The sequence below is a fragment of the Vibrio sp. R11-SG3-ISO3-SZ genome, from assembly GCF_059834345.1.
The window spans coordinates 22,208-32,768 of the sequence record NZ_JCBDGX010000023.1 but is presented as its reverse complement, the minus strand read 5'-3'; the positions used below and the strand labels follow the sequence as shown (position 1 = coordinate 32,768).

Annotated in this window: 11 protein-coding genes; 3 read left to right on the top strand and 8 right to left on the bottom strand. The window is 47.9% G+C overall.

Going from position 1 to position 10,561, the window contains the following annotated elements; all coding sequences use genetic code 11:
• On the bottom strand, window positions 1-348 hold a 348-nt coding region (locus AC6R1O_RS03275), incomplete at its 3' end, for a lipid II flippase MurJ (RefSeq protein WP_500656472.1).
• A gap of 260 nt (window positions 349-608) precedes the next feature.
• Between AC6R1O_RS03275 and rpsT the strand changes: the two genes are divergently transcribed.
• Window positions 609-869, top strand: coding sequence for a 30S ribosomal protein S20 (rpsT, locus tag AC6R1O_RS03270; protein ID WP_004744855.1), 261 nt, complete (start codon window positions 609-611; stop codon window positions 867-869).
• A gap of 101 nt (window positions 870-970) precedes the next feature.
• Here the strand turns inward: rpsT and AC6R1O_RS03265 are convergent, their stop codons facing one another.
• Window positions 971-1,264: an ArsR/SmtB family transcription factor gene (locus AC6R1O_RS03265; protein WP_334554121.1), complete on the bottom strand. Its 294-nt coding sequence runs from the start codon at window positions 1,262-1,264 to the stop codon at window positions 971-973.
• A gap of 143 nt (window positions 1,265-1,407) precedes the next feature.
• The gene (gene nhaR, locus AC6R1O_RS03260; RefSeq protein ID WP_500630098.1) at window positions 1,408-2,301 is read right to left on the bottom strand and encodes a transcriptional activator NhaR; all 894 of its coding nucleotides are present in this window, start codon (window positions 2,299-2,301) and stop codon (window positions 1,408-1,410) included.
• Between the two features lie 410 nt (window positions 2,302-2,711).
• Here nhaR and AC6R1O_RS03255 point away from each other — a divergent pair, with 410 nt between their 5' ends.
• Window positions 2,712-3,857 (top strand): Na/Pi symporter, encoded by a 1,146-nt coding sequence (locus AC6R1O_RS03255; protein WP_487901857.1) that lies wholly within the window; start codon window positions 2,712-2,714, stop codon window positions 3,855-3,857.
• A 111-nt stretch (window positions 3,858-3,968) separates the two neighbouring features.
• Here the strand turns inward: AC6R1O_RS03255 and AC6R1O_RS03250 are convergent, their stop codons facing one another.
• From AC6R1O_RS03250 to rppH, 5 genes are read right to left on the bottom strand one after another with little or no spacing between them, the layout of a single operon-like run.
• Window positions 3,969-4,820, bottom strand: coding sequence for a thymidylate synthase (locus tag AC6R1O_RS03250; protein WP_500632715.1), 852 nt, complete (start codon window positions 4,818-4,820; stop codon window positions 3,969-3,971).
• Between the two features lie 9 nt (window positions 4,821-4,829).
• Window positions 4,830-5,651: a prolipoprotein diacylglyceryl transferase gene (gene lgt, locus AC6R1O_RS03245; protein WP_334554044.1), complete on the bottom strand. Its 822-nt coding sequence runs from the start codon at window positions 5,649-5,651 to the stop codon at window positions 4,830-4,832.
• 54 nt (window positions 5,652-5,705) lie between these two features.
• Window positions 5,706-6,497, bottom strand: coding sequence for a sulfite exporter TauE/SafE family protein (locus AC6R1O_RS03240; protein ID WP_500632716.1), 792 nt, complete (start codon window positions 6,495-6,497; stop codon window positions 5,706-5,708).
• Window positions 6,498-6,505: 8 nt separating this feature from the next.
• Window positions 6,506-8,752 carry a phosphoenolpyruvate--protein phosphotransferase gene (ptsP, locus tag AC6R1O_RS03235; protein ID WP_487901853.1) on the bottom strand — a complete coding sequence of 749 codons (2,247 nt, stop codon included), beginning with the start codon at window positions 8,750-8,752 and terminating at the stop codon, window positions 6,506-6,508.
• Window positions 8,753-8,754: 2 nt separating this feature from the next.
• Window positions 8,755-9,273 carry an RNA pyrophosphohydrolase gene (rppH, locus tag AC6R1O_RS03230; protein ID WP_334554039.1) on the bottom strand — a complete coding sequence of 173 codons (519 nt, stop codon included), beginning with the start codon at window positions 9,271-9,273 and terminating at the stop codon, window positions 8,755-8,757.
• A 615-nt stretch (window positions 9,274-9,888) separates the two neighbouring features.
• Here rppH and mutH point away from each other — a divergent pair.
• The gene (mutH, locus tag AC6R1O_RS03225) at window positions 9,889-10,554 is read left to right on the top strand and encodes a DNA mismatch repair endonuclease MutH (protein WP_500632717.1); all 666 of its coding nucleotides are present in this window, start codon (window positions 9,889-9,891) and stop codon (window positions 10,552-10,554) included.
• Window positions 10,555-10,561 lie beyond the last annotated feature (7 nt).

Here is a 10,561-nt window from a genome sequence, read left to right as displayed (position 1 = left end):
ACCAAACAGAGCCGTGACGACACCCGAGCCCAACACACCAAGCAGTGTCACAATAGAAACAATGACGCCGAGCGTTCCGGCCGCGCGGGCAATCAGTTGGCGGGTTTTCTCCTCATCACCAGTGGCGTGATATTCGGTCAATACCGGCACAAAGGCTTGAGAAAACGCGCCTTCTGCAAACAGGCGGCGTAAAAAGTTGGGAATTTTATTGGCGAAAAAGAAGACATCAGCACTCGCCCCTGCGCCCATCAAGTTTGCGACCACTACGTCGCGCACAAGGCCCAACACTCGAGAAATCAATGTCATAGCACTGACAATCATGCCTGATTTTAAGAGACGTTTACTCACGACTACCTCAAGAACTCGCTCATACTAACAATTCAGTGCTTGGGTTATTAGGGAATAACTCATTGAGAGCAGATTAGTATTAGCATTGAAAAAAAAATACTGATAGAATCCCCGCCATCTTAACCGTGAAGACCTTTCTAATCCAAAATTTGTTTGGCTGCGATGGGTTTTTGCACAAATCATTTGACATTTAGGCGCAAATGAGGGATATTCCTCGCCCTTAAATTGTCACCGAACTAAAGTTTTTGGGAGTTAGACCCTTGGCAAATAGTAAATCTGCTAAGAAGCGCGCTATCCAAGCTGAGAAACGTCGCCAGCACAACGCTAGCCGTCGTTCTATGATGCGCACTTACATGAAGAAAACTGTTGCTGCTATCGAAGCAGGCGACAAAGCTGCTGCAACTGAAGCATTTGCTGCAGTTACACCAATCCTAGACCGCATGGCAACTAAAGGCCTTATTCACAAGAATAAAGCTGCTCGTCATAAGTCTCGTTTCGCTGCTGCAATCAAAGCTCTATAATAGAACTCTGATTTCCCAGTGAAGAAAAAACCGGCTATTGCCGGTTTTTTTATATCTGAAATTTGTCGAACCTTACACCAGTTCTTGTGGTAATCCATGCATCAAGAACAGTAAAGATGGTGCAACAGCTCGATCATCTTCTTCACTTCTTCGCTGTGAAGAGTGTAATACACCGTCTGCGCTTCTTTGCGCGTCACCACGAGTTCATCACGACGTAGCCACGCTAAGTGCTGAGATAGCGCAGACTGACTTAGCTGCAACTGCGCGGATAGCTCCCCAACCGACAGCTCTTGGTTATGCAAAAGACACAAAATCTGCAAACGTCTTTCGTTCGCCATCGCTTTGAGTAAGACAACTGCTTGAGCAGAGTTCTTTTCCATCTCTTCCAGATTCATCACTACCTACCCCTAAACCCGATGAGCAAAGAAGCCCTCACTTCCCGCACCTGATACTCTTTTATCGCTGTTTCGGCCCATTTGCCGCAGGCTGCTGATAGTAATCTAAATAAGAACAGTAATCTATTCTCATTTAGGCAAGGTTATAAATTAAACAAAGAATTGAAATCTGCGTCACACACATTTTTCACCGCCGGATGTTGAATCATTCGCTCAGCAAATATCACGTAGTACTCTTCTTTTAGCTCCTCAATATCACCGATGTGTTGCAGCGGCAGATCGCTATCCACTTCCGAGACATATAAAGAAGGCGCCAAAAAGATCACGTCTTGATGATAACGAGCAAACGCCTTCATGAGCGCAGCGTCATCAAACTCGCCCAAAATATTCGGTTGTAAACCCTGACGATCAAACCATTGCAGCACTTTGCGCCCCATTGCCGTGCGACTACCGGGGATCAGCAGTTTTCGATGCTCTAACACACTGGGAAAACTCGCCCCAGCCACTTGGCCACTGCAGAAAAAGCTCATCTTGCACTCACCCAGTTTTTTACTGTACAGACCTGGACTTTGGCTTGAGTCCACCGGGCAATCAGACAAAATCATATCCAACTTGTGCTGCGACAATTGCTCAAGCAACATTTCATGCGTCGATTCAAAGCAGCGTAAATGAATACTGTTGTCTTGCGGCACCGTGGTCATCAGGATCTTGCTAACCAAACGCTTTGAGAGCGCATCCGCCACCCCCACATCAAACAGCAGGTTGGAACGTTGGCTGTAATTGACGATATCCAACATCTCATAGCTTAGACCAAACATCCTGTCCGCATATTTATAGACCAATTGACCCAGTTCAGTGGGCTCGATGCTGCGTCCGTTGCGCTTAGTCAACTTTCCATCCATGCGCTCTTCTAACGCTTTGATCTGGCCAGTGACCGTTTGCGGCGTTAAAAACAAGGCATCTGCAGCTTTCGTCACTGAGCCTTGTTTGCACACCATCCAAAAATAGTAGAGGTGGTTATAGTTCAAATGAGACATAGGGGGAACAACTTCAATAAGCGCACAATAGATATGGGTTATATCAAAACTCGTTGATGACAACAATAACTCGTCAAAACCGAATGATCATTGACTTTTCACTACTAATACCGAAATTTTACAATAACTTTATGACACTATTCTGTCATAAAGCTGACGAGAGAAAGCCGTTCAGTTGAATTTTTTGTCAAAAAATGCGCTCGTGCACAGTTTTATCAATACAGAAATAATTAATAATTTTCAATAAGTTAACTCAATCGTAACGTAAGAATTATACCGATAAGCCTCGCTATCCCTCAAAAAAGACCGCATTACATAGAAATGTAATATTACTGAAATATTTCCTCTCTAACATCAGCCTCAATTTCAACAACCGACCAATAAGTATTAAACGGTCCACGGAGAAAATTATGAACCAAGCTACTACTACAGCAGCACCAATCTCGAGTACGACTCGCTGGTTACGCTGGGCTAACTTGGCATTCATGTTATACCTACTACTACTTGCTGTTTCTATGGTAGGTAGCGGCTTTAAATGGGCAACCGGCGATCAAGCTAAAGTCCTATTTGAATTTGCGTCACACCCTATTGCTGGATTAATGATTGGCTTGACGGCCACCGCCTTGATCCAATCCTCAAGTACCGTCACCTCTATTATTGTCGGTTTGGTGGCAGGTGGTTTACCTGTTGAGACCGCCATTCCAATGATCATGGGTGCCAACATTGGTACAACAGTCACCAACACCTTGGTCTCTCTTGGTCACATTCGCAATAAAGAAGAGTTCAAACGTGCGTTCGCCAGTGCCACGATTCATGACTTCTTCAACCTGCTTGCTGTTGCTATCTTCCTTCCGTTGGAAATGATGTTTGGCATTCTTGCGAAGATCTCCCACTGGCTGGTCTCTCCGTTCCTTGCAACGGGCGACATGAGCATGAAAGGCTTGAACTTCATCAAACCTATCACTAAGCCTGTTGTGAATGCCGTTAAGGAGCCGTTGGCAACCTTTGGCGACACCATGGGTGGGGTGCTATTGATTGTTCTAGGTATTGCGACCATCTTCGTGGCCATTACTGTTATGGGTAAATTAATGAAGAGCTTGATGGTTGGCCGTGCTCGTGAGATTTTGAAAAGCGCTATCGGTCGTGGTCCTATCCACGGCATCGTGTCTGGCTCTGTAGTGACCGTACTGGTTCAATCTTCATCTACTACGACCAGCTTGATGGTACCGCTTGTAGGCTCTGGCGTGCTGAAAGTCCGTGACGTCTACCCATTCACTCTGGGTGCGAACATCGGTACTTGTATCACAGCCTTGCTTGCTGCAACGGCAGCCTCGGGTGAGTTCGCGGTTTTTGCACTGCAGATTGCCTTAGTGCACCTCGCATTTAACGTATTGGCCACCGTGTTCATCTTCGGTATTCCGTTCTTACGTGAGCTACCGGTCAAAGCCGCCGACATGATTTCAGACATGGCGGTGAAGAACAAAGCGGTCGTCGCCGCCTATTTGGTGACAGTATTTTTAGTCCTACCAGGCGCTATCCTTGCACTGACAACCTAAACACACTTGCCATCGCATACTAAGCCCTCGACCTCGGTTGAGGGCTTTTTTTATACAAAAAAACCAGCGAGTACGCTGGTTTCTTGTTAATCATTACAGTGCGAATGGCTATTACACTGAGAACGGATAGTGGATTGGGTCATGGTGCTCATACCCTTCCACCCAAAAGTCATCCAAGGTGACCCACGTTTCCAAATCTTCCAAGGTTTTGATCTCTGGGTTGATGTGGAACGTGGGCGCGGCCAAAGGTTCACGCTTCAACTGAACATCTCGCATTAGGGCTAACTGGTCTTCGTAGATGTGTGCATTGACAATCTTGTGGTAGGCTTGTCCGGCTTTCTTGCCCGTAATTTGCGCCATGATCGCCAAGAAGACATACACTTGAACCATATTAAAATTCAGACCCAACGGTACATCACACGAACGCTGTGTGCTGTTGAGGTACAAGGTATCCCCAAGCAGAGAGAAATGGTGGCTATACATGCACGGACGTAAACAGCCCATATGAAACTCACCCGGGTTATAGAAATTGAGGATTTCACCGCGATCATCCACGCCTCGAGTCAGGTCATCGACAATTTTTCGCAGCTGATCAATATGACCGCCATCGGGTTTGGCCCAAGCTCTACCTTGAACGCCGTAGACGCGTCCCATGTCATCGTCACCTTTGCGGTAAGGGTTCTCAAGCCAAGCGGTATTTAAGTTGGCATTGGCATCCCAAGTTTTTGTGCCTAACTGACGAAAATCAGCGGCATTGTCATACCCTCGGATGTATCCAAGCAGCTCCGCCACAGCGGCTTTCCAAAAGCTCTTACGAGTGGTCACGAGTGGGAATTGATTTTGCGCCACATCATAAGTGAGATCGGCATTGATCACCGTTAGGCAACGCTTGCCCGTGCGCTCATTTTCTACCCATTCTCCTTGGTCAACGATGCGCTGACAAAGATCTAAATACTGTTTCACAGCCAATCCTTACTTCGTTTGTTGTGGTAATTCGTCTTTATAAAGCCCACGTCGATATGCCCAAGCGACCATCAAGGCACCAATGATCACCATTGGTAGAGACAAGATTTGCCCCATAGAGATAAACCCGCCAAAGAGGCCCAAATGCGCATCAGGCTCACGTACGTACTCGACCAAGAAACGGAAGGTACCATAACCGGCAAGGAAGAGCCCTGATACAGCGCCAAGCGGACGCGGCTTTTTAATAAACCAGTTGAGAATAAAGAACAGCACTATGCCTTCGAGCAGCATTTCGTATAACTGAGACGGGTGACGCGGCAGTGGACCACCATTTGGGAAGACAAACGCCCAAGGCACATCCGTCACACGCCCCCACAGCTCGCTGTTCATAAAATTACCTAAACGGCCCATACCGAGACCAAACGGCACCAGCGGGGCGATGAAGTCGGCCACACCGAAGAAGGTTCGACCGTTCTTTTTCGCGTACCAGAACATCGCGCTAATGACTCCCAGCAGGCCACCGTGGAATGACATACCGCCGGTCCATACTTTAAACAGATAGAGCGGGTCTTGAAGGAAGAGGTCAAAGTTGTAAAACAGCACATAGCCAACTCGGCCACCAATGACCACACCGAGAAAACCAGCAAACAGCAAATCGGACACCTGCTCTCGTGTCCAGCCACTGCCGGGCTTATCTGCGCGGCGGTTCGCTAGCCAAAGAGCAAAAGCAAATCCCACCAAGTACATTAAACCGTACCAACGGATAGAGAGTGGGCCAATGGAGAGTAATACCGGATCAATATTTGGAAAGTCTAGATATCCCTGGGACATAGGAGAGATTCTCTTGTGGTGTTCAATGAGTTCAAGATAGAAGTTGAGAGTGCGTCACAGTAGCATAGTTCCCGCAACGAACATTAAAAACAGTGCAAATATTTTTTTCAGCCTCGTGGTTGGCATACTGGTCGCTAATGTCGCACCAAAACGAGTGGTCAACATTGAGGTGGAGGCGATCGCCACTAAGGCAGGTAGATAGACATAGCCGAGGCTGCCCACGGGCAGCGCTTGTGCCTGCATGCCGTTAAGAATAAACCCCAACATGCCCGAGATGGCTAACACACAACCACAGACCGATGACGACCCGACCGCTTTTCTCATTTCAATCCCATGACGATTGAGAAACGGTACCGACAACGACCCACCACCAATCCCGGCCAGACTCGACACCACACCAATTCCCATCCCCGTCGAGAGCGTTGCCGCGTGCCCCGGCATTTCTCTCGTTTGAGTCGCTTTGAGAGAAAACAGCATTTGCAAAGAGAGCATCAGAACAATGCCTCCAAACACTTTGGGTAAGTAAGCGGCCGGTATCCACTCTGCGACGTGCGCGCCAAGAAAGCCGCCAATCACCACACCGGGCATCAACCATTTGATGACGAACATATCGACATTACCCAATTTAAAGTGGTTGAGGGCCGATGAGCCGGAAGTGATGATAATCGACGCAAGCGAGGTCGCGAGGGCCATGTGCATGGCGATATCAGGATCAATCCCCGCCAACGGGAGTAAGAAAAGCAACGAGGGGACGACAATCAAACCGCCGCCAATGCCAAGTAAGCCCGCCATCATGCCGACAAAGGCACCGAGTACCAGCAATAAGCCAAGAAATACTACAAACACTGCCTATCCTATCGTTTACCTGCGCGAATAAAGCCGGCAAAACCTTTCTGCTCAAAAAAGGCCTGCATCATAGCATAGATGTCTTTTCCATAAGCTTGTGACAGCGCATTTTGCGCCAAATGTTGCAGCTCATCGACTTGAGTATGTCTGAGGAGATATTTGATCTTAGCGACATTCGAGGTATTCATACTCAGGCTTCGATACCCCAACCCCACCATCAACATCGCCCCGATCGGATCGCCCGCCAACTCACCACAGATGCACACCGGAATGCCTAACTCATCGCAGGTACGGCGAATGTGATCCAGAGCCATCACCACCGATGGATGCATAGATTCGTAGACATCGGCCACGCGTGAGTTATTGCGATCCACCGCCAACAGGTATTGAGTTAAGTCGTTCGTCCCGATAGAGACAAAATCGACTTTCTCAGCAATCATCGGAAGCAGATAAATCATCGAAGGCACTTCAATCATGACGCCAATTTGCGGCATGCTCAGTCGCTCATCGAGCAGTTTGACTTCTTGATAAGCCCGCTCAATCAGCGTGATGGCATCATCCAACTCCTGCGCCCCTGATACCATTGGCAGCAAAATACTTAAGTTATGATGCGTCGTGCTCGCGCGTAGCATCGCGCGTATCTGCATCAAGAAAATATCGGGATGATCTAAGGTAAAACGGATGCCGCGCCAACCAAGAAATGGATTGTCCTCTTCAATCGGCAGATAGGGTAAGGCTTTATCCCCGCCGATATCAAGCGTGCGCATCACCACTCGTTTATCTGGATAACTATTGAGTACCGCTTGATACTGCTGGGTTTGCTCTTCTTCCGAGGGAAACCGGTGCTGAAGCAAAAAAGAAATTTCGGTTCGATAGAGGCCAACCCCATCAACGCCCTGATTGATGGCAATGTTGGTGTCTGCGCTCAGACCAGCATTGAGCATCACTTCCACTCGTTCACCATCCTGAGTGCAAGCCGGAGCTTGAATGGTCTGATTGACCAAGTTAGACAGCTCCGCCTCTTCGTTGACCAGCGCGCGATACTCTCTCAGTAACTGTTTACTCGGTGAAATCAGAATCTTACCGCTGTAACCGTCGACAATCCCCTGCTTACCATTGATCGCTTTGAGATTGAGGTTTACGCCCATCACGGCCGGAATACCGAGCGCACGCGACAAAATCGCAGCGTGCGAGTTCGCCGCGCCCTCTAAGGCAATCACCGCCAGTAACTTGTCTTTAGGGATAGAGGCGAGCAAAGAAGCGGTCAGTTCACGCACCACGAGGATGATTGGGCGCTCAATCAATTGCTGCTCTTTGTCGGTATTGTGCAAGAAAAACAGTAAACGTTGACCCAGCTCGCGAATGTCTTGCGCCCTTTCTCGTAGATAGAGATCCGACATGCGGGCAAAACGGTTCGAGTAGGATTCGACCACTTGTCTCAACGCCCAGTCAGCTCTATCGCCTTTTTGGATTTGCGACTTGAGATCTTTGCGCAACATGGGGTCGTTAAGCAAGTGGGTAAAGAGGTCAAAAATGGCTAAAGCGTCTTTGTTGATTTCACTATCGAGCTTTTTACGCATACGACGAAAATCGCCGAGCGCTTCTTCAATCGCCAGTAAGAGCCACTCTTGCTCTCGTTCGATATCCAGTGTAGAAGCTGGATACACCTCAGATAACTCTGGCTGAGTATCGTCCCACCAGAACTCACCAATGGCCACACCACTTGAGGCAGGCAGCCCTCGAATCGCTTGCTGCTTTTTCTCTAATCGCCAATGACCTTGGGTTTGAGCATGGGCAATAATCACCGCAAGCTGCGCCGCTAGGGTAACAAGGAAGGACTCCTCCATTTCGTCAAACTGACGCGGCGTCTTTTGCTGCACCACCAAAACACCCAACACTTGCTTACGGTGGATAATCGGTGTGCCAAGAAAGCTGTGATAAATCTCTTCACCCAGCTCGGAGAAGTATTTGAAATCCGGATGTTTGGAGGCTTCAGCGAGGTTGAGCGGCTCAGCACTGCGCTTGACCAAACCTACCAAGCCCTCTTCAAAGCGGATATGGATTTTATCCCCTTTAAAGCGCAGACCTTGAGTCGCCATCAGCTCAAGGCGCTGCATTTCTTCATTTGCAAGATAGACAGTACAACACTCCGTACTCATCGCGTTGCACGTTTGCTTAACCAATACATCTAAGGCCTGATGCACATCATCGACCTTAGAAACTTGTTCAACTATTTCCCTTAGTTGAGACAGCATGTCTATCCTCTTTTGTGTTTACGTTTGCCTTTCGTCCTGCGTTCTTTGAACGGCATTGCCATCGAGGCGAACTCTTTCATTGCGCGGCGATACACATCACGCTTGAAAGAAACCACTTGTCGCACCGGATACCAATAACTTACCCAACGCCAACCATCAAATTCAGGGGAACTCCCGTGCTGCATATTGATCTTTGCTTCATCACAATCTAGCCGCAGGAGGAACCATTTCTGTTTTTGCCCGATACAAACAGGTTTTGAGTCCCATCGAACCAGCCGTTTAGGTAGTTTATACCTTAACCAATGACGACTCGTTGCCACTATGGTGACATCACTCTTTGTTAAACCCACTTCTTCATACAGTTCCCGATACATTGCTTGCTCGGGAGTCTCACCGTCGTCAATTCCCCCTTGAGGAAACTGCCAAGAATGTTGTCCGTATCGTTTAGCCCAGAATACCTGACCATGGTTGTTACAGATTACAATTCCCACATTTAAGCGGTAACCATCGCCATCTATCACTGGCCACCCTCTAGTAAAATCTTTTATTACAGTGATTTTTCCACATATCCCCAATCGGAGCAAACTTCCTATTGTGACTCACACTCAATTTATGGCGTCACGCACCTACTCTGCATATTTTTCGGTCAACCCTACAGTTATTCACACAGTTGTGAGACATGGCCCACATTTATTCACCTTTTCTGTGTATAACTATGTGAAGAATCTCGGTTCAACTGATCATTTTCCCGCCAAGTCTCACCTAGCAAAATAAAACAGAAAGAACGCTACGCCACAAAATCATTTAAAAACAATATAATAGAAGAAGACAACTTATTACCAATCCCTTTTTATCTGACATATTTCACGCACAACACAGATCGGTTAAAGATCCACCACAGGACACTTTATCCACACAGGCAAGGTGTAAAATAACAACAACCGCAGAAATCAAGCCTAAAATAGCCCTAAAACCCCTGTTAATTGATCCAGATATTAAAAATATTGCTTAGTGGCGATGAAATTCTGTGGATAAGTCTATTTAGTAGGATCTTTCACCACTTGGGATCCCAAGCAAGATTTCATCGCTCGAATGGATTCGATACAATGGCTCACCGACCTTAAGGAATCGTATTGATGAAACCAGCCCCACACTCCGAGCAAGAACTGTTTGAACGAGCTAGCCAAATCGCAGGGCTCACCTTTGCAGAACTCGCCCAGGAAGCCCAGATGACGGTGCCGGCAAATCTACAGCGTGACAAAGGCTGGGTCGGTCAATTACTGGAATGGCATTTAGGCGCTACCGCAGGCAGCAAACCACAGCAAGACTTTGAGCATCTCGGGATTGAACTTAAGACCATTCCCATCAGTTATAGCGGTAAGCCACTGGAAACCACCTTTGTTTGTGTCGCCCCTTTAACGGGAGTGCATGGTTTAACATGGGAAAACAGCCACGTCAGAAACAAGTTATCACGGGTACTGTGGGTGCCGGTTGAGGGGGAACGAGAAATTCCACTGCCAGAGCGGCGTGTTGGCTCCCCGCTTTTGTGGTCGCCAAGTGTCGAAGAAGAACGTCAATTGCGAGCGGACTGGGAAGAGCTGATGGAGATGATCGTACTTGGCCAAGTCAGCCACATTACCGCTAAGCACGGTGAAGTCCTGCAAATCAGACCGAAAGCCGCCAACAGTCGAGTCTCAACCGACGCCTACGGCGCAACAGGAAAACGCATCAAGACGCTACCTCGCGGCTTTTACTTGCGTACGCAATTTACCGCCAACATACTCGCTCGTCATTTTATTTAGCGCCAGC

What these genes read in the sequence shown, in the direction of transcription:
- nhaR (WP_500630098.1), bottom strand. Translation starts at nt 2,301, where the DNA reads ATGTCTCATTTGAACTATAACCACCTCTACTATTTTTGGATGGTGTGC.
- lgt (WP_334554044.1), bottom strand. Translation starts at nt 5,651, where the DNA reads ATGTCCCAGGGATATCTAGACTTTCCAAATATTGATCCGGTATTACTC.
- mutH (WP_500632717.1), top strand. Translation starts at nt 9,889, where the DNA reads ATGAAACCAGCCCCACACTCCGAGCAAGAACTGTTTGAACGAGCTAGC.
- AC6R1O_RS03265 (WP_334554121.1), bottom strand. Translation starts at nt 1,264, where the DNA reads ATGAATCTGGAAGAGATGGAAAAGAACTCTGCTCAAGCAGTTGTCTTA.
- ptsP (WP_487901853.1), bottom strand. Translation starts at nt 8,752, where the DNA reads ATGCTGTCTCAACTAAGGGAAATAGTTGAACAAGTTTCTAAGGTCGAT.
- AC6R1O_RS03255 (WP_487901857.1), top strand. Translation starts at nt 2,712, where the DNA reads ATGAACCAAGCTACTACTACAGCAGCACCAATCTCGAGTACGACTCGC.